Source organism: Nonomuraea maritima (assembly GCF_900100395.1).
GTDB lineage: Bacteria > Actinomycetota > Actinomycetes > Streptosporangiales > Streptosporangiaceae > Nonomuraea > Nonomuraea maritima.
Window position 1 is genome coordinate 24,536 of sequence record NZ_FNFB01000006.1, and the last position, 18,573, is coordinate 43,108.

At 70.8% G+C, this 18,573-nt stretch carries 16 protein-coding genes; 10 read left to right on the forward strand and 6 right to left on the reverse strand.

Annotated features, from left to right (window positions below):
* The first annotated feature begins 8 nt into the window (after positions 1-8).
* Positions 9-1,766: a glycoside hydrolase family 15 protein gene (locus BLR04_RS12640; RefSeq protein ID WP_090763148.1), complete on the forward strand. Its 1,758-nt coding sequence runs from the start codon at positions 9-11 to the stop codon at positions 1,764-1,766.
* On the opposite strand, the gene BLR04_RS12645 is transcribed toward BLR04_RS12640, so the two are convergent.
* Positions 1,763-3,166 (reverse strand): serine/threonine-protein kinase, encoded by a 1,404-nt coding sequence (locus BLR04_RS12645; RefSeq protein WP_218128863.1) that lies wholly within the window; start codon positions 3,164-3,166, stop codon positions 1,763-1,765. The two genes, BLR04_RS12640 and BLR04_RS12645, sit on opposite strands and share 4 nt — an antisense overlap.
* Before the next feature lie 98 nt (positions 3,167-3,264).
* Between BLR04_RS12645 and BLR04_RS12650 the strand changes: the two genes are divergently transcribed.
* From BLR04_RS12650 to BLR04_RS12670, 5 genes are all read left to right on the forward strand, one after another.
* Complete coding sequence (locus tag BLR04_RS12650; protein ID WP_090763149.1) at positions 3,265-4,062, forward strand: SDR family NAD(P)-dependent oxidoreductase; 798 nt, start codon at positions 3,265-3,267, stop codon at positions 4,060-4,062.
* A gap of 98 nt (positions 4,063-4,160) precedes the next feature.
* Positions 4,161-4,700 (forward strand): dihydrofolate reductase family protein, encoded by a 540-nt coding sequence (locus BLR04_RS12655; RefSeq protein ID WP_090763154.1) that lies wholly within the window; start codon positions 4,161-4,163, stop codon positions 4,698-4,700.
* Positions 4,701-4,922: 222 nt separating this feature from the next.
* Positions 4,923-5,927 carry a polysaccharide deacetylase family protein gene (locus tag BLR04_RS12660; RefSeq protein ID WP_245740208.1) on the forward strand — a complete coding sequence of 335 codons (1,005 nt, stop codon included), beginning with the start codon at positions 4,923-4,925 and terminating at the stop codon, positions 5,925-5,927.
* A gap of 359 nt (positions 5,928-6,286) precedes the next feature.
* Positions 6,287-8,269, forward strand: coding sequence for a serine/threonine-protein kinase (locus BLR04_RS12665; protein WP_090763157.1), 1,983 nt, complete (start codon positions 6,287-6,289; stop codon positions 8,267-8,269).
* 57 nt (positions 8,270-8,326) lie between these two features.
* Positions 8,327-9,313, forward strand: a complete 987-nt coding sequence (locus BLR04_RS12670; RefSeq protein ID WP_090763160.1) for a malate dehydrogenase — start codon at positions 8,327-8,329, stop codon at positions 9,311-9,313.
* 286 nt (positions 9,314-9,599) lie between these two features.
* Here BLR04_RS12670 and galE read toward each other — a convergent pair whose 3' ends face one another.
* Positions 9,600-10,547 carry a UDP-glucose 4-epimerase GalE gene (gene galE / locus BLR04_RS12675; RefSeq protein ID WP_090763163.1) on the reverse strand — a complete coding sequence of 316 codons (948 nt, stop codon included), beginning with the start codon at positions 10,545-10,547 and terminating at the stop codon, positions 9,600-9,602.
* 86 nt (positions 10,548-10,633) lie between these two features.
* On the opposite strand from galE, the gene BLR04_RS12680 reads away from it, so the two are divergent.
* Both BLR04_RS12680 and trpS read left to right on the forward strand, forming a co-directional pair.
* Positions 10,634-11,947 carry a hemolysin family protein gene (locus BLR04_RS12680; protein ID WP_090763166.1) on the forward strand — a complete coding sequence of 438 codons (1,314 nt, stop codon included), beginning with the start codon at positions 10,634-10,636 and terminating at the stop codon, positions 11,945-11,947.
* A gap of 14 nt (positions 11,948-11,961) precedes the next feature.
* On the forward strand, positions 11,962-12,966 hold the full coding sequence (gene trpS / locus BLR04_RS12685; protein ID WP_176903055.1) for a tryptophan--tRNA ligase: 1,005 nt from the start codon (positions 11,962-11,964) through the stop codon (positions 12,964-12,966).
* Positions 12,967-13,023: 57 nt separating this feature from the next.
* Here trpS and BLR04_RS12690 read toward each other — a convergent pair whose 3' ends face one another.
* Positions 13,024-13,254, reverse strand: a complete 231-nt coding sequence (locus BLR04_RS12690; protein WP_090763175.1) for a hypothetical protein — start codon at positions 13,252-13,254, stop codon at positions 13,024-13,026.
* An 86-nt stretch (positions 13,255-13,340) separates the two neighbouring features.
* The gene (locus BLR04_RS12695) at positions 13,341-14,507 is read right to left on the reverse strand and encodes a helix-turn-helix domain-containing protein (RefSeq protein ID WP_176903056.1); all 1,167 of its coding nucleotides are present in this window, start codon (positions 14,505-14,507) and stop codon (positions 13,341-13,343) included.
* Between the two features lie 270 nt (positions 14,508-14,777).
* Here BLR04_RS12695 and BLR04_RS12700 point away from each other — a divergent pair, with 270 nt between their 5' ends.
* A complete protein-coding gene (locus BLR04_RS12700) occupies positions 14,778-15,734 on the forward strand; it encodes a YihY/virulence factor BrkB family protein (RefSeq protein WP_090763181.1) in 957 nt (318 codons plus the stop codon).
* Here the strand turns inward: BLR04_RS12700 and BLR04_RS12705 are convergent.
* Complete coding sequence (locus BLR04_RS12705) at positions 15,723-16,841, reverse strand: D-alanyl-D-alanine carboxypeptidase family protein (RefSeq protein ID WP_090763184.1); 1,119 nt, start codon at positions 16,839-16,841, stop codon at positions 15,723-15,725. The two genes, BLR04_RS12700 and BLR04_RS12705, sit on opposite strands and share 12 nt — an antisense overlap.
* An 83-nt stretch (positions 16,842-16,924) precedes the next feature.
* On the opposite strand from BLR04_RS12705, the gene BLR04_RS12710 reads away from it, so the two are divergent.
* Positions 16,925-17,161 (forward strand): SCO4848 family membrane protein, encoded by a 237-nt coding sequence (locus BLR04_RS12710; RefSeq protein ID WP_176903057.1) that lies wholly within the window; start codon positions 16,925-16,927, stop codon positions 17,159-17,161.
* Here the strand turns inward: BLR04_RS12710 and BLR04_RS12715 are convergent.
* Positions 17,133-18,485: a peptide ligase PGM1-related protein gene (locus BLR04_RS12715; RefSeq protein WP_090763189.1), complete on the reverse strand. Its 1,353-nt coding sequence runs from the start codon at positions 18,483-18,485 to the stop codon at positions 17,133-17,135. The genes BLR04_RS12710 and BLR04_RS12715 overlap by 29 nt on opposite strands.
* Positions 18,486-18,573 lie beyond the last annotated feature (88 nt).

Genomic DNA, 18,573 nt, shown 5'->3' on the forward strand with positions numbered 1-18,573 from the left:
TGGGGCGCATGAGGATCGAGGACTACGCGCTCATCGGGGACACGAGGTCGGCGGCCCTCGTCGGCCGCGACGGCTCGATCGACTGGCTCTGCCTGCCCCGGTTCGACTCGCCCGCCTGCTTCGCCAAGCTCGTGGGCGATCCGTCCAACGGGTACTGGCGGCTCGCGCCCGCCGGGCACACGACGGCCACGCGGCGCGCGTACGCCATGAACACGCTGATCCTGGAGACCGTGTGGGAGACCGCCACCGGAACCGTCAAGGTCGTCGACTTCATGCCTCCCCGGCACAGCAACCCCGACCTCGTCCGGATCGTGGAGGGTCTGTCCGGGACGGTCGACATGACCACGGAGCTCTGCATCCGGTTCGACTACGGCAGGATCGTTCCCTGGGTGCGCGCCGTCGGCGGACGCCTGCGCGCCATCGGCGGCCCCGACTCGGTCTGGATCGACACCCCCGTCCCCCTGGACGGCGACGGACACCGGCACGCGGCCGCCTTCCCGGTCGCCGCGGGCGAGCGCCGGGCGTTCGTGTTCGCCTGGCAGCCCTCGCACGAGCCGGAACCCCATCGGATGGACCCCGGTGAACAGCTCACCAAGACCAGGACGTTCTGGGCGGAATGGGCCTCCCGATGCCAGGCCACGGGCCCGTGGCGCGACGCGGTGGTCCGCTCGCTCATCACGCTGAAGGGGCTGACCTACAGCCCGACCGGCGGCATCGTGGCGGCTCCCACCACGTCGCTGCCCGAGCACCTCGGCGGCGTCCGCAACTGGGACTACCGGTACTGCTGGCTGCGTGACGCGGGCATGACGCTCGACGCCCTGTCCAGGGCCGGTTACGTCGAGGAGGCGAGCGCCTGGCTCGACTGGCTGCTCCGCGCCGTCGCCGGCCGTCCCGAGGACCTTCAGGTCATGTACGGGGTGGCGGGCGAGCGGCGGCTCCCCGAGCAGACGCTGGACTGGCTGTCGGGGTACGAGGGGTCGCGTCCGGTGCGGATCGGCAACGACGCCGTCACCCAGCTCCAACTCGACGTCTACGGCCAGGTGGTCGGGTGCATCTACCAGGCCCGCAAGCACGGGATGCCGCCGCCGGACGACTACGCCTGGTCCACCGTCAGCAAGCTGATGGAGTTCATCGAACGCGGCTGGAACCAGCCCGACGAAGGGCTGTGGGAGGTCCGCGGCCGGCGGCGGCACTTCGTCCACTCCAAGGTCATGATGTGGGTGGCGGTCAGCCACCTGATCCGGTCCGTCGAGGAGTTCGGCCGCAGCGGTCCCGTCAACCGCTGGCGGGCCGTGCGCGACCGGATGCACACCGAGATCTGCGCCAAGGGCTTCGACCGGGAGCGCGGCACGTTCACCCAGTCGTACGGCTCACGCGAGCTCGACGCGGCCCTGCTCCTCATCCCGATCGTCGGTTTCCTGCCGCCTGAGGACCCACGGGTCGTCGGTACGATCGACGCGATCCAGCGCGAGCTCATGACGGACGGGCTGCTCCTGCGCTACCCGATCGCCCAGCACAACGACGTGGACGGCCTGCCGGGGACCGAAGGCGTCTTCCTGGCGAGCAGCTTCTGGCTGGCCGAGGCGCTCGCCCTGGCCGGACGCAAGAACGAGGCCGTGGAGCTGTTCGAACGGCTGCTCGGCCTGGCCAACGACGTGGGCCTGCTCGCCGAGGAGTACGACCCCGTCGAGGCGCGGCAGCTCGGCAACTTCCCGCAGGCGTTCACCCACATCCACCTGATCCACGCCGCCCAGGCGCTCAGCTAGGCCGTCAGCGCGTCGGCGACGGCCACGGCCAGCATGAGCAGCGGAATCACCATCATGAGCAGCATCGTGACCCGGGACTTCGCCCTGCGCGCCGTCGCCTCGGCCCACGTCTCGGCCGCGCTCCTGCCGCGCGACTCCTGGCGGCCGTGCGCGCCAGGCCGCGTGGCGTGGTTCCGCCGTACGGGCCCTGTCGCGGCGCCCTGACCGGACGGACGCGCGGCGGCGGCCGACAGCCGCCTCGCGGCAGCGGCCGCGGCGGCTGCCCGTAACGGTGACACGTTGCCCGGCGCTCGGGACGACGCCGCGGAGAGCCGCCTGGCGGCTGCCTCGGCGGCGGCGGCCTGTAACGGCGACAGGTCGGCACCTCGCGACGGCGCCCCGGCGGGACGGGTCTGCGGGGAGGCGGGTACCTGAGGGCTTTCCTGGGGCCGGGTGGGTCGGGGCGGGAGGTCGGTGACCGTCGCCCGGGCGTCCTCCGGCGCGGCGGTCATGACGAGGGTGCGGACGACCTCGGCGACGGGCTCGGGCAACCACCCGGCCCCGGCGTAGAGGCCGGCGAGCCGATCGCCGTGCCCGAGGTGGCCCGCCATTTGGTCCAGCAGCGCCGAGGCGGTCGGGCGGTCGGCGGGCGACTTCGCGAGGCACCGTTCCACCAGCGGGCGCAGTCGCGGCGGGAGCGCCGCGAGGTCGGGCTCCTCGTGGACCGTGCGGTACCACAGGCCCTGCCACGACCCGCCGCCGAACGGTCCCGTGGCGGTGGCGGCGAACGCGAGCACCGCCCCGAGACAGAAGACGTCGGCCGCGGGCCCCACCGGCGCGCCGGTCAGCTGCTCGGGCGAGACGAACCCGGGGGTGCCGATGGCGATGCCCGTCCTGGTCAGACGGCTGCCCTCGACGGCCACGGAGATCCCGAAGTCGATGACCCGCGGGCCGTCGGCCCCCAGCAGCACGTTGGACGGCTTCAGGTCGCGGTGCACCACACCGGCCGCGTGGATCGACTCGAGCGCCTCGGCCAGCCCCGCCCCCAGCGCGAGGACGTCCCGCTCGGGCCACGGCCCGTACTCGCCCACGGCCGCGTCGAGGGACATGCCGGGCACGTACGCGGTAGCCAGCCACGGCGGCGTCCCCTCGGGATCGGCGTCCACCACCTCGGCGGTGAAGAACCCGCTCACCGTACGGGCCAGGGTGATCTCGCGCGCGAACCGCTGCCGGAAGTCGCGGTCGGCGGCCAGCTCAGGATGGACGACCTTCACCGCCACGACCCGCCCGCTGCGCGACCGCCCCAGGAAGACCCGGCCCATCCCGCCGGCTCCCAGCCGCGACTCCAACCGGTAGGGGCCCACGCTGGACGGGTCGTGCGGCTGCAACGACTCGAACACCGGCACGCGCGCCTCCTCCACGTGGGGATCATGACATCACGATCCGGCACACGGCGCTTCCCGCTCGGTGTGAAGCCTGTACCTCTCCCGTCGCGGGGCACGTGGGTAGCGTCGAAGGCATGAGCCTCTCGTACGTGGTGACCGGTGGTGGGCGGGGGATCGGCAGGGCGGTGGTCGAGCGGCTGCTCGGCGAGAAGGACGAGAAGGACGACAAGGACGAGAAGAACACGGTGGTCGCCGTCGAACGCCACCCGGCGGCCCTCGCGTGGGCCGGCTCCCGCGTCGTCCGGGTGATCGGTGACGCGGCCGACGAGGAGGTCGCGGCCCGCGCGGCCGCGCTCGCCGAGGAGGCGGGCCCGCTGGCGGGCTGGGTCAACAACGCCGCCGTGTTCCGGGACGCCTCCGTGCACTCGTCCTCGATCGCGCAGGTCAGGACGCTGATCGCGGCCAACCTCGACCTGGCCCTGGTGGGCTGCGCCACCGCCGTGCGGCACTTCATGGCCGTGGGCCGGCCGGGCGCCGTCGTCAACGTCACCTCCCACCAGGCGACGAGGGCGGTGCCTGGCAGCCTGCCGTACGCGACCGCGAAGGCCGCAGTGGAGGGCCTGACCAGGTCGCTCGCCGTCGAGTACGGCCGCCACGGCATCCGCGTCAACGCGGTGGCCCCCGGGTCCGTGGCCACCGAGCGGTACGAGGAGTTCCTCGCCGCGCGGAGCCAGGAGGAGGCCGCCGCCCTGGAGGGGGAGTTCGCGCGGCTGCACCCGCTGGGCCGCGTCGCCGATCCCGCCGAGGTGGCCTCGGTCGTGGCCTACCTGCTCTCCCCGGACGCGGCCTTCGTGACGGGCGCGACGATCCCCGTGGACGGCGGACGCACGGTCCTCGGCCTCGATCCCGAGATGCCCGACCCCCTGGCATGAGGCGAACCTGAAGGGTTTCGTAAGCCCGTCCGGCGAAGCTGAGGGCACCGAAAGGGAGGGCCGTTCCGCCCCCCGCTTCCCGGAACGAGGAGACACGCATGCGCAAGCTCGTCGAGTCGACGTTCGTCACGCTGGACGGCACCATCGACCAGCCGCACCGGTGGGGCCCGCCGTACTGGGACGACGAGCACAACGCCTACAGCGAGGCGCTGGCGGTCGAGTGCGACGCCCTGCTGCTCGGCCGGGTGACGTACGAGGCGTTCGCCCAGGCCTGGCCCGCGATGGAGGCCGCCGGCGACGAGAGCGCCGCCCCCATGAACGCCCTGCCGAAGTACGTCGCCTCCAGGACCCTGACCGAGGCCACCTGGAACGCCACGATCATCCAGGGCGACGTCGCCAAGGAGGTCGCCCGGCTGAAGGAGCTGCCGGGCAAGAACATCCTGAAGTACGGCACCGGCGAGCTCGACCGCACGCTCCTGGAGCACAGGCTGGTGGACGAGTACCACTTCTGGATCTTCCCGGTGCTCGCCGGGAGCGGTCAGCGCCTGTTCGACGGGGTCGACCTGACCCACCTGAGGCTCGCCAGGTCCACGCGGTTCGCCTCGGGCATCGTCGTCATGGTCTACGAACCGAAGTGACTGGCAGCAAATCGGGTCAGGTCGGTGAGTTCATGAACGTTCGGAGAACGCACCTTTCGCGTTCCCGGGCTATCTCTTGACGGTACGGCGGCGTGGCGGAATTGATCATCTGGGTAGGAGTCAATCGCAGGTATCGCTACTTGCAGTGACCCGTCGAACGCGGGCCGCTCACAGTCGTACGCGTATCGGGGGGTTCGGATGCGACTGGGAATGCTGAGTGGGGTGGGACTGCTCGCGGTTGCCACGATCATGGCAGGCTGCGGTTCGGAGCCACCCCAACCCGTCAAGGTCGACGCCAAGGTCGACGCCGCCGCCAGGCTGAAGGCCGCCAAGGACGCCAAGATACGCAACGCCGCCAAGGTCAAGGCCAACGAGCTCGGCCAGATCCCGGTCCTGATGTTCCACCGGGTCATCCCTTCACCGCAGACCACCGACGACCGTACGCCCAAGCAGTTCCGGGCCGACCTGGAGCGGCTGGCGAAGGAGGGCTACGTGCCGGTCACGGCCGCCGAGATGGTGACCGGAAAGATCGACATCCCGGCCGGCAAGTACCCGGTGGTCCTGACCTTCGACGACTCGTCCCCGTCGCAGCTGACCCTGAACGCCGTGGGCGTCCCGCAGAAGGACACCGCTGTGGCGATCATGAAGGAGGTGGCCGCCAAGTACCCGGGCTGGCGGCCGAAGGCCACGTTCTTCGTGACGCGCGACCTGTTCGGCAAGACCACGACAGAGGAACAGGCGCAGGCGCTCCTGTGGCTGAAGGACAACGGCTTCGAGATCGCCAACCACACCCGCGACCACCTCAACCTGCGCTCGATCTCGCAGGCCCAGGTCGAGGAGCAGATCGGCTCGATCGGCAAGACGATCGAGCAGCTGACGTACACCAAGCCCGTCACCATCGCCCTGCCGTACGGCGCCCAGCCGAAGAAGAAGGACTGGGCGCTGAACGGCAAGGGCTACAAGCACAAGGGCGCCTTCCTCGCCGGGTACACGCCGGCGCCCGCGCCGTTCAGCAAGTCGTTCGACGCGGCCGGCGTCCCGCGGATCAAGGTCATGGAGAAGAAGGGCGACTGCGCCCAGTTCTGCTCCGAGGCCTGGCTCGACTGGCTGAAGAAGAACCCGGACATGCGGTACACCTCCGATGGTGACCCGAAGACCGTGGCGTACCCGAAGTTCAAGCAGCCGTACCTGCGCAAGTCCTTCAGCGCCATGAGTCTGCCCTACTGACGGGCGTCGCGTGAGCCCGGCCCGCGCGGGCCGGGCTCACGCATGTCCTGCTCCGGGAACGAAGAGCACGCCCACCGCCCGGTAACCTCATGGCGCGGCGCCGTACGGCGCCGGCTACGGGGATGTGAGGCAGTGAACACGCCGGTCGAGCGCCTTCGGGGGTTCGCGGGACGCGACGTCCGGCGCGGTGCACCGGCGTCCCGGGCCACCCGTCCGGGGGCTCCGGAGACGCGCGACGTACCGGAAACCTCGACGGAAGAGGCGAAGCCGTGACGTCACGAAGCCTTAACAGATCCGCGAGGATCGGCCGGGCGTCGTAAAGTTTGCGTCGATGGGTGCAGGACACGTGGGGATGACGAATGCCGCAGATCTCGCCGCTGGTCGCCGGCGATCCCACCGAGCTGGGGTCCTACCGGCTGTCCGGACGGGTCGGGGAAGGCGGTCAGGGCATCGTCTACCTCGGCGTCAACGAGCAGGGCGAACGTGCCGCGATCAAGCTCCTGCACGTCAAGTTCACCGGTGACACCAGCGCCCGCTCCCGCTTCGCCAGAGAGCTGAAGGCGGCGCAGCGGGTGGCCTCGTTCTGCACCGCCCGCGTGATCGAGGCCGACCTCGACGGCGACACCCCCTACATCGCCAGCGAGTACATCGAGGGCCGCGCCCTGCGCGACATCGTCGAGACCGACGGGCCGCTGTCCGGCACGGTGCTCGACCGGCTGGCCATCGGCACCGCCACCGCGCTCACCGCGATCCACCACGCCTCGATCGTCCACCGCGACTTCAAGCCCGACAACGTGCTGATCGCCGCCGACGGGCCGCGCGTGGTCGACTTCGGCATCGCCCGCATCATCGACTCCACCGGCACGATCACCAGCCGCGCGATCGGCACCCCCGCCTACATGGCGCCCGAGCAGATCGCGGGCGACGACGTCGGGCCGTACACCGACGTGTTCTCCTGGGGCGCGACCATCGCGTTCGCGGCGACCGGCACGCCCGCGTTCGACGGCAAGTCGATCGCGGTGGTGCTCAACCGGATCCTCAACCACGAGGTCGACGTGAGCATGATGCCGGAGCCGCTGCAGAGCGTGGTGCGCTCGGCGCTGGCCAAGTCGCCGGCCGAGCGGCCGTCGGCCGACCAGATCCTGCTGCGGCTGCTCGGGCAGTCGACCAGCGTGGGTGCGTCCACGGCGGTGCTCACCCGGGGCGTGCAGGTCGCCGGCGACGACACCAAGCCGTTCATCAGGGTGCCGGCCCGCTCCATCACCGACCACCAGAGCCGTACGGGCGCCGCGGCCCCCGCGCGGCCGCCTGCCCCGCCCCCGCCGCAGCGGCAGGAACCGGCCCAGCCGGCCGCCGGCCCCACCGTGCTGCCGGAGGGGCTGCCCGCCGTGCCGCCGGACAGGGTCCCTGAGGAGGCGCCGCCCTCGGTGACCGAGTTCGCCGCCGTCCGCGTGTCGCGGCGCACGAGGGTCTGGGCCGTCGTCGGCACCGCGCTCGCGCTCATCGCCGCCGTGGTGATCGCCATGGCGGCGAACGACTGGGCGCCCCTGGCCTCCGGCGCGCAGCAGACCCGCTCGCCCGCCGGGGCGCCGTCCGGGCAGAAACCCGCTCCCACGTACGCCAGCGTCGTGGAGAAGGCGGCGCAGACCGGCAGCATCGTGATCGGCGTGCGGGGCGACCTGCCGGGCGTCGCGCTGCAGAACGGCGGCGGCTTCGACGGCTTCGACATCGACATCGCGCGCCGCATCGCCGCCGGGCTCGGGGTCGAGGAGCCGACGTTCACGAGCGTGAGCGGCTACGACCGCGCCGCCGCGCTGGCCTCGGGCGACGTCGACCTGGTCGTCGCGACGTACCCGATCGACGGCGGCGACACCCAGTTCGCCGGGCCGTACTACCTCGCCCACCAGGACGTCCTCGTGCGCGCGGGCGGTCCGATCGACAAGCTGGCCGACCTGAAGGGCAAGCGCATGTGCGCGCCCAACACCCCGTCCGTGGGCGTGGTCCAGGACCGCGTCGCGGTCGAGGCGGTCATGGCCGGCGACTACGCCGCCTGCATGGACCTCCTCAGGAGCGGCGCGGTCGACGCGGTGCCGGGCGACGACCTCATCCTCGCCGGGTTCGCCGCCCGCGAGCCCATCCGCTTCAAGATCCTCGGCGCGAAGCTCACCGACGAGCGCTACGCCGTCGGCATCAGGCAGGGCGACGTGAAGACCTGCAAGGCCGTCAAGGCGCTGATCGCCGACCTCTACCGCACGGGTTTCATGAAGCAGCTCGTGACCAGGCATTTCGGCACCGTCCAATTCGATGCCGAACTGAAGGTGCCCGCGATGGGAACCTGCTGACACGAGCGGATAGCATCCCAAGGTCAATCATCTTCGCAGCGAGTTAGGGGAAAGGCCATGGCGTCGTCAGCCACTGTGCCCGTCAAGGTGACCGTCACCGGAGCCGCCGGCCAGATCGGCTACGCATTGCTGTTCCGCATCGCGTCGGGGCAGCTGCTCGGCGCCGACGTGCCGGTCAAGCTGAGCCTGCTGGAGATCCCGGCGGCGGTGAAGGCGGCCGAGGGCACCGCGATGGAGCTGGACGACTGCGCGTTCCCGCTGCTGTCCGGCATCGAGATCACCGACAACCCCGACGTCGCGTTCGACGGGACGAACGTCGCGCTGCTGGTCGGCGCCATGCCGCGGAAGGCCGGCATGGAGCGCGGCGACCTGCTCGGCGCCAACGGCGGCATCTTCGGCCCGCAGGGCCGGGCCATCAACGCCCACGCCGCCGACGACATCAGGGTTCTCGTCGTCGGCAACCCGGCCAACACCAACGCGCTCATCGCCCAGCAGAACGCGCCCGACGTGCCGGCCGACCGCTTCACCGCGATGACCAGGCTCGACCACAACCGCGCGCTGTCGCAGCTCGCGGCCAAGCTGCAGGTTCCGGTCACCGAGATCAAGAAGATGACGATCTGGGGCAACCACTCCGCCACGCAGTACCCCGACCTGTTCCACGCCGAGGTCGGCGGCAAGGTCGCGGCCGAGCTGGTCGAGCAGGAGTGGCTGCGCGACACGTTCATCCCGACCGTGGCCAAGCGCGGCGCGGCCATCATCGAGGCGCGCGGCGCCTCCTCGGCCGCCTCGGCGGCCAACGCCGCGATCGACCACGTCTACGACTGGGTCAACGGCACCGACTGGACGTCGGCCGCCATCGTCTCCGACGGCTCGTACGACGTGCCCGAGGGCCTCATCTCGTCCTTCCCCGTGCGCGCGGTCGACGGCAAGTTCGAGATCATCCAGGGCCTCGAGATCGACGCCTTCTCCCGCGAGCGCATCGACGCCAGCGTGCGTGAGCTGGAGGAGGAGCGCACGGCCGTGAAGGAGCTCGGTCTCATCTGACCGGCCCGCGACCCATCCGCGTACGAGACGCGCGCCTCCTGAAGCTCAGGGGGCGCGCGTCTTGTCGTCCCGGGCGGCTGACCGCGGGGTATCGCGACGGCATGGTCGGCCACCGGGCACTGGGCCGACGGGATCTTCTGGGCCTGCTGAGGCGTGGCGTAGATCACGGCCGCGGCGGCCGTGAGGCTGCCTGCCGTGACGACGGCGCCGAAGAGCAGCTTCGTGACCCTGGGTGAAAAGCTCTTCACATTTCGGTATCACAGCACATCTTTCGGCACCGTACGGCTCATTTGCCGGAAAGCGCCGCCCAGGCGTCGGAGACGATGTCGCGCAGCGCGGGCCGCTCGGCCTTCCAGCCCAGCTCGCGCTGGATCTTGGCGGACGACGCCACCAGCACGGCCGGGTCGCCGGGACGCCGGTCGCCGATGACCGCGGGGATCTCGTGGCCGGTGACCTCACGGCAGACCGAGATCACCTCCTGCACGGAGAAGCCGGCGCCGCTGCCCAGGTTGTAGATCGCGTGCTCGCCCGGGGTGATCGCGTCGAGCGCGAGCAGGTGGGCCCTGGCCAGGTCGGCCACGTGGACGTAGTCGCGCACGCAGGTGCCGTCGGGCGTCGGGTAGTCGGTGCCGAACACGCTCACGGACTCGCGCTCGCCGGTCGCCACCTTGAGCACGTTGGGGATGAGGTGCGTCTCGATCGCGTGCCGCTCCCTGAAACGGCCGTAGGCGCCCGCGACGTTGAAGTAGCGCAGGCTCACCGCACCGAGCCCGCGCAGACCGGCGTACGCCGTCAGGGCGGTGTCCACGGCCAGTTTGGAGGCGCCGTACGGGTTGGTCGGCCGGGTGGGGTCGGTCTCCTCGATGGGGGAGCGCTCCGGCTCGCCGTACGTGGCCGCCGTCGAGGAGAACACGATCTTGTGCACGCCCTTGTCGCGCATGGCCTCCAGGAGCGCGAGCGTGCCGCCGACGTTGTGGGCCCAGTAGAGGCCGGGGCGTTCCACCGACTCGCCCACCAGCGACTTGGCGGCGAAGTGCAGCACGGCCTCGACGCCGTCGAGCGCGTCGTGGGCCTCGGTGATGCTCCCGCGGACGAACCGGGCGCCTTCGGGAACCGCGTCCTCGTGCCCCGTGGACAGGTCGTCGAGCACGGTGACCTCGTGCCCCGCCTCGACGAGCTGGGCCGCGACCACGCTGCCGACGTAGCCCGCCCCGCCGGTCACCAGCAGTCTCATGTTCACTCCTGTTCAAATATGTTTGATTTTGTACGGCTCGCGGTTCAGCATACGCTGGAAAGCGGACGAGTACGCTGCCAACCACCATGTTTGATACCGTCGCGGCAAACATCGCCCTGGTGCTGCTGTTCATCCTGATCGGGGGCTTCTTCGCCGGCGCCGAGATGGCGATGGTCTCGCTGCGCGAAAGCCAGGTCCGCAAGCTGTCCAGGCGCGGACGGCGCGGCGAGCGCGTGGCCAAGCTGGCCCGCGACCCCAACAGGTTCCTGTCGGCCGTGCAGATCGGCGTCACGGTGGCCACCATGCTGTCGGCCGCGTTCGGCGCCGACCGGCTGGCCGCGCAGCTCGTGCCCGTGCTGGAGGGCTGGCGGGTGCCGCAGTCGGTCGCGCCCGTCCTCGCGCTGGTGCTCGTCACGCTGGCCATCTCGTACTTCTCGCTGGTGCTGGGCGAGCTCGCGCCCAAGCGCCTGGCGCTGCAGCGGGCCGAGGGCCTGTCGCTGTACGTGGCGCCGTTCCTCGACCGTATCGCCGCGCTGTCGCGTCCGGTCATCTGGATGCTGTCGAAGTCCACCGACGGCGTGGTGCGGCTGCTCGGCGGCAACCCCCAGGCCGACCGCGAGGAGGTCTCCACCGAGGAGCTGCGCGACATGGTCGTCGGGCACACCGACCTGAACGCCGACGAGCGCAAGCTCATCGGCGAGGTGTTCGCGGCCGGCAAGCGGCAGCTCAGGGAGGTGATGCTGCCGCGCACCGAGGTGGAGTTCATGGAGGTCGACACGCCGCTGAACGAGGCCGCCCGGCTCGCCGCCACGCTCCCGCACTCCCGCTTCCCCGTCTATCGCGAGAGCTACGACGACGTCGTCGGGTTCGTCCATGTCCGCGACCTGCTCGACCCTGAGCTCGCCGGGCGCGGCGACCCGATCAGCGCGGTCGTGCCGATCAGGACCGCCAAGTTCGTGCCCGCGTCCAAGCGCCTGCTCACCACGCTCAACGAGATGCGCGACGAGGGCCAGCACCTCGCCATCGTGGTCGACGAGTACGGCGGCACGGCCGGCATCGTCACCCTGGAGGACCTCGTCGAGGAGCTCATCGGCGACATCAGGGACGAGTACGACGTCGAGGAGGACGTCGTCGTCCTGCCCGCCGGTGAGATGGAGATCGACGGGCTGACCAACCTCAACGACTTCGCCACCGAGACCGGCATCCGCCTGCCGCACGGCCCTTACGAGACGCTCGCCGGGTTCGTCATGGCCATGCTGGGGCACCTGCCTGAAGAGGGGGAAAAGGTGGAGTTCTCGGGCGTCGAGCTCGCCGTGACCGAGCTCGACGGCCGGCGCATCTCCCGCGTACGCGTGAAACGCCGGCCGATGGTCGAGTCGCCTCCCGACCAGAACTCCTGACACAATTGCCTGCTATGGCCAGACCTCGTGTACTCTCCGGCATCCAGCCCACCGCGGACTCCTTCCACCTGGGCAACTACCTGGGTGCGGTCCGCCAGTGGGTCACCCTGCAGGAGACCCACGACGCCTTCTACTGCGTGGTCGATCTCCACGCGATCACCGTGCCGACCGAGCCGGACGCGCTGCGCCGCCGCAGCCGCGTGGCCGCCGCACAGCTCTTCGCCGCGGGCCTCGACCCCGAGCGCTCCACCGTGTTCGTGCAGTCGCACGTCCGCGAGCACACCGAGCTGGCCTGGGTGCTGATCTGCCTCACGGGCATGGGCGAGGCGGCCCGCATGACGCAGTTCAAGGACAAGTCGGCCAAGTTCGGCGAGAGCGCGGCGAGCGTCGGGCTGTTCACCTACCCGATCCTCCAGGCCGCCGACATCCTGCTCTACCAGGCCGACCGGGTTCCGGTCGGGGCCGACCAGAAGCAGCACCTCGAGCTCACCCGCGACCTCGGGCAGCGCTTCAACCACCGGTTCGGCGACACGTTCACGCTGCCGGAGCCGTACATTCTGAAAGAGGTCGAGAAGATCACCGACCTTCAGGACCCGTCGGCGAAGATGTCGAAGTCGTCCTCCAGCCCGGCGGGCATCCTCGACGTGCTCGAGCAGCCCGGCCCGCTGCGCAAGAAGGTCATGCGCGCGGTGACCGACACGGGTTCCGAGGTGCTGTTCGACGAGGAGAACAAGCCCGGCATCTCCAACCTGCTGCGCATCCAGTCCGCGCTGACGGGCACGGCCATCCCCGACCTGGTGAACCGCTACGAGGGCCAGGGCTACGGCACGTTCAAGAAGGACGTCGCCGAGGCCGTCGTCGAGGCGTTCACGCCGATCCGTGAGCGCACCGAGAAGCTGCTGTCCGACGAGACCGAGCTCGACCGCATGCTGGCGGTCGGCGCGCGGCGCGCGTCGGAGGTCGCCCGGCAGACGATGGAGATGGTCCGCGACCGCGTGGGCTTCCTGCCCCTGGCCTAGCCTGAGCAACCGCGAAGGCCCGGCCCCTCACGGGTGTCCGGGCCTTCGTCGTAGGGGTCACGGGCGTGGTGGTGACGGGCGGTGGCCCGCGGCGAGGGTGAGGGCGCGAGGGCCGGCCAGGCGCAGCAGCGCGCGCAGGGCTGCCAGCGTGGGCCGGTTGAGCCGGATCCCGCCCCGCACGGCCGCCCAGCCACCCGCCTCCCGCTCGAACGACCACCCGGGGAACTCTCGAGCCGCCTCCTCCAGGAGACGCTCGACGACGGCGTCGGCATCGGACGTTCTGGTCATGAACGCAGCGTGGCATCTCCGCGCCTGCCCGTGACGAACTGCGGCGCAGGAACTCTGCGTTCGCGCCGGCCGAACTCCGCGTTCGGTCAGATCGGGATGTCGTGGCGTTCGGCGAGCTGGCGTACCTCGGGGGCCCAGGAGGGCCGCGCCCGCCGGGCCAGCGACTGGACCATCTCCCTGAGCAGGAGCTTGTGGTCGAACTCCTCGGGCGACTCGCGCTCGATCCGCAGCAGGTGGAGCAGGCTGGCGGCGTCGTCGCCGACGTCCTCGCAGGCGCGGGCCACGTCCGCGAGGTGCGTGGTGCGCCGTTCGATGGACGGGATGCGGCGCAGGTCGACGTCGTCGGCGACACGCAGCACCTCGTCGGGACGGCCGTTGTCGCTCTCGATGCCGGCCATGTGGATGGCGACGTTGGTGGGCCCGAAGAACGCCTGGTCGTAGCAGGTCGAGCCGTCGCTGACGCGTTCGGCGAGCCGCGCCGCGGGGCCGCGTACGCGCTCCCTGGCCAGGTCGTCGGACCCGGAGCGGGACTCGCCGACGGCGGCGAGCAGGTGGAGCGCCCCGAGCGCCTTGAGATGGCGCTCGTCGCCGTCGCCGACGTGCGGTTCGAGCTGCTCGATGGCGCGCAGGGCGACGTCGTGGGCGATCTGGTGCATGTCGTCGGACAGCATCGACTGCCCCAGGTTCCAGTACGCCCACGCGATCATCAGCGGGTCGCCGGACTCCTCGGCGAAGCGCATGGCGCGGTCGGCCGCTAGGTGCGACAGGTCGACCCGCCGCAGGTGCTTGAGGACGCCGCGGGCCAGCAGGTAGGCGTCGGCGGCGACCCGGTAGGAGGCGGGCGCGCGGTCGAGGACCAGGTTCTCGGCGTCGGTGACCAGGGACGGCAGCGCCGCCATCAGGATCGAGTAGCGCCGGGTCGAGGTGAACCAGGCGTTGCGCGCCGCCGCCACCCGTTCGGAGAGCTGCCCCGCGTCGGGCGGCTCCAGGTCGGGCGGCGCGGCGCGGCAGGTGAACAGCGCCCGCTCGATGTCGCCGATCTGCGGCCTGCTCGGCTGGTGCGAGTCGCGCGGGGTCTCGCCCAGCAGCACCGCGGTGCGGACGCCGAGCACCTTGGCGATCTCGCGCAGCAGGGGGAGCGAGGGGGTGCGCTTGCCGTGCTCGATGAGCTCGATGTGCCGAGGGGTGCAGCCCGACTGCGTCGCCAGCGCGGTGGTGCTCATGCCGCGTCGCTCGCGCTGGAGTCTGATCATGTGTCCGGTGGTGATTTCGGACATGCGGTAGCCGCCTCCCGGTCGGGGGTCCGAGCTCTTTCAGGCTAGGGCTCGGGGCGCGCGGCCGTCCTGGATTCGGTGCAGGTCAGGCGGGCTTTCCACGTCCGAGGCGGGCCGGAGAGAACGCGTGGGACTTTCATATTTCGGCCCGGCCGGCGGGGGGAGCGGCACGATTCGGGAAGCGTGCCGTCCCGGGGCGTGGGCAGAAGATCCAGCACAGCCCGGTGCGGGAGGGGGCGCTGGCGAGTGATGGCGAGTCTGACCGACCGCGTCGCCTCGGTGAAGGCGCGCGTACGCGCCACCGTGGAGGAGTGGCGGGTCCGGCACCTGTGGGTCGACCATCTCATCCGGGCCGTGCGCCGCTACCAGCTGCAGTCGGGCGACCGGCTCGCGGGCGCGGTCACCTACTTCGCGTTCCTGTCCTTCTTCCCGCTCCTCGCGCTGTCGTACGCGGTGCTGGGGTTCGTCGTGGCGACCAGCGAGACGACCAGGGAGGCGCTGGGGCAGGCCGTCGAGGAGCGCCTGCCGGGCCTCGCCGGGCAGCTCAACCTGGACGGCATCGCCGAGGCCAAGGCGACCGCCGGGATCATCGGCCTCCTCGGCCTGCTGTACGCCGGGCTCGGCGCCATGGACGCGCTGCGCGGGGCGCTGCGGGAGATGGCGATGGACACCTCGCCGCCGCCCGGCTTCCTCACCGGCAAGCTGCGCGACCTCGCCTCGATCGCCGTGCTCGGGATCACGCTGATCGCGTCCGTGCTGGTGGCCGGGGTCGCCACCACGGCCACGGACCGCGTCATGGACTTCCTGTTCGGCAGCGGGTCGTCGCTCACCGCGTTCGGGCTCAGGGCCGCCGGCGTGGCGGCGAGCGCGGCGGCCGACTGGCTGCTGTTCGTGATCCTGCTGGCCTGGGTGGGGCGGCTCGCCCAGCCGTTCCGGGTGCTCGCCAAGGGCGCGCTGCTCGGGGCGGTCGGGTTCGGGGTGCTCAAGCAGGTGGCGACGCTGCTGCTGGGCCACACGCTCGGCAACCCGGTCTACGGGACGTTCGCCGTGATCGTCGGTCTGCTGCTGTGGATCAACTTCTCGGCGCGGCTCGTCCTCTACGTCGCCGCCTGGACGGCGACGGCGGGGTTCTCCCCGCCGCCGTCGCCGTCACCGATGCCGTCGACCGGTCCCTCCGCGGAGACCGGCCGAGCCTCAGACGCGTGACCTGGCTCGCCTGCGCCGAATGCCGTAACCGACCCAGAGCAGCCCGAACAGCAGCCCTCCGCCGATCACGAGCGCGCCGACCGTCCTGGTCGAGTCGTTCTGCCGGGACGCGGCCGTCTCCAGCAACGGCGCCTGCACGGCCGGACTGGCGGGCGGGGCGGCCGGCGCGGTGGCGTGCGCCTGGGCGGCCGGAGCCGGGTCGGGGAGCGGGTCGACGAGCTGCCCGACCGGCTGCGCCTTGCCCACGACGGAGAAGCCCCAGTCGAGCAGCGAAGCCACCTCGTCCCAGAAGTAGCCCTCGTGCCGCATGATGCTCACCACGATGGTGTGCCCGCCGCGCGTGGCCGCGCCGACGAAGCTCGCGCGGGCCTTCGAGGTCCAGCCGTTCTTGACGCCGATCATGCCGTCGTAGCGCCAGAGCAGCTTGTTGTGGTTGCTGATCTCGTAGTGGCCCTTCGGGGCCGGGAAGTTCGTGACCTTGGTGCTGATGTACCGGCGGAAGTCGGGGTTGGCCAGACCGGCGCGCGCGATGAGCGCCAGGTCGTACGCCGAGCTGCTCTGCCCCGGCTTGTCGAGCCCGCTCGGCGTCTTCGCCACCGTGTCGTTGGCCTGCAGCCGCTTGGCCATGGCGTTCATGTCGGTCATGGTCTTCGCGACGCCGCCGTTCGTCTCGGCCAGCGCCATCGCGGCGTCGTTGCCCGAGGCCATCATGAGCGCCTTGAACAGGTCGTCCACCTTGTACGTCACCTTGGGCGACAGGCCGACGGCGCTGCCCTCCTGGTTGCAGGCGTTCTGGCTCGGCTTGACCTTGTGGTTCTTGTCGAGCTTCGGGATCAGTGTGAGCGCGGTCAGCGCCTTGAGCGTGCTGGCCGGCAGGTACCTGCCATGGGCGTCCTTGGCCGCGAGCACCTGACCCGTGTCGACGTCGGCGACGACGTAGGACGTAGCCTTGCTCTTGGGCGGCTTCTTGACGCCCGCCGGGGCGACCACGCCGTGGCGGCCCAGGGCCTCGCCGCCGATCGGCGCCGTCGGCTCGGCGTGTGCGGTCCCGCCGGAAAAGGTGACCGAGGCGATGAGCGCCGTGATCGGCACGAGTTTCGTCCACATGGCGGTCTCAGCGTAGCTTCGAGTGAATACGCATGTCGCCACACATGCCCCGAAGGTTCGCGTTTGATACTGGAGACACACGCATGTCACGAAAGCTGGCCGGATTCCTGATCGTCCTCGGCGTGTTCATGATCTTCGAGTGGGTGAATCTGGGGTTTAACCTGGCCGACGGTCACCCGACCGCTTTCTATGTGGTGCACGGCATTCTGATCGTGGTGAACGTCGTCATCGGCGTCGTCCTCGGGGTGATCGGCTGGCGCGGGCTGCGCGCCCCGTCGGCGGGTGCGGCGGTCAGGAGCCGCGGAGCAGACGCTGGGTGAGGGCGTGCAGCTCGTCGGCCTCCTCGCGGGAGTCGCCGATGGAGGTGAAGCCCAGCTTGCCGTGCTCGGGGAGTGCTCCGAGGAGGTGGAAGACGTTTCCGGTACGCCGCTCGGCGTCGAAGCCGATGCCGAGCCGTTCCACCGTCCGGATCACCTCACCGGGCGTACGGCCGCGCAGACAGGCCGAAGCGCAGTTATCGGTCGCGGTATAGAACTTCGGCTGATTTCCGGACATGAGAAGGCCGCTGGCCGCGTCGTACGTCGCCTCCGTCGTCAGCAGCGCGGCCCCGAACGGGTGCGTCGTCCCGCCGATGCGCAGGTTGATCTCGCACAGCAGGGCCGCGTACCCGGCGTCGGCCTTCAGCGCGAAGAAGTCCATCCCGAACAGGCCGATCACCCCGCGGTCGGCCAGCGCCTGCGCGATCCGACCGGCCGCCCCGCTGACCTCCGCCCGGTACTCGGGGGCCGCGGGGAACGTGCAGCCCTGGTAGACGTGGCCGTTGGCGCCGCCCAGCACCTGGTCGTGGGTGGCGAGCACCCGCGCCTGGCCGCCGGGGGTGATCTGGGCCAGCGCGCTCGGGTGGAAGAGCGGGCTGTGCTCGATGAACTCCTCGACCACGCCGCCCCGTTCGGAGATCTTGGCGGCGAACGTCTCCCAGGTCTCGCCGTCCGCGGCGAAGCTGGTCCTTGATCTGTCGGCCCGGGGCACGATGGCGTTGCCGAGGCCGGAGTAGCCGTCGTTGAGCTTGACGATCACGCGCTCGCCCGGCAGGGCCTCGATGGCCTCCACGATCTCCGCCATCGTGCGCACGTCGCCGAACCCGCGCGGCATGGGCACGCCGGCCTCGTGGCCGACCTCCCTGGCGCCGCTCTTGGAGCCGTAGTAGGCCAGGGACGTGGCGGGGCCGTACAGGGGGATGCCGAGGGAGGCGGCGAGCTTCTCCTCCAGTTCGCTGAGCACGAACGGCACCAGCCACGCTTCGCCACTGATCGCCGCGCGCACCTGCTCGACGGCCTCGGGGTTGGCGAGCACGGTCCTGGTCAGCGGCTGGGACCAGGGCTCGTTCACGCTGACCAGCGTGAGGCGTCCTGCGGCGTCGTCCGGGTCGGGCAGGAACGACAGGTAGTAGGCGACGATGTCGGGATCGATCGGCGCGGAGGACAGGTAGACGACCTTCACCCCGGGGTTGCGGAGCGTGAGCAGCAGGAAGAGCAGGCGTTCCTCGTACGACCTCGCTCCCTTGATCCGGCGGAGCTCGTCCTGCGGAAGTGAGAGCGAGGGCACGACCACCAGGGTCCCCTCACTCGGCTCGAAGATGCTCAACCCAGCACTCTTCTCCCCGAACGGGATATTAGTGATCATATGGCGAGTGAAACACGCATTCTTCTCAAACGCAGCAGTCCCCGAAGTG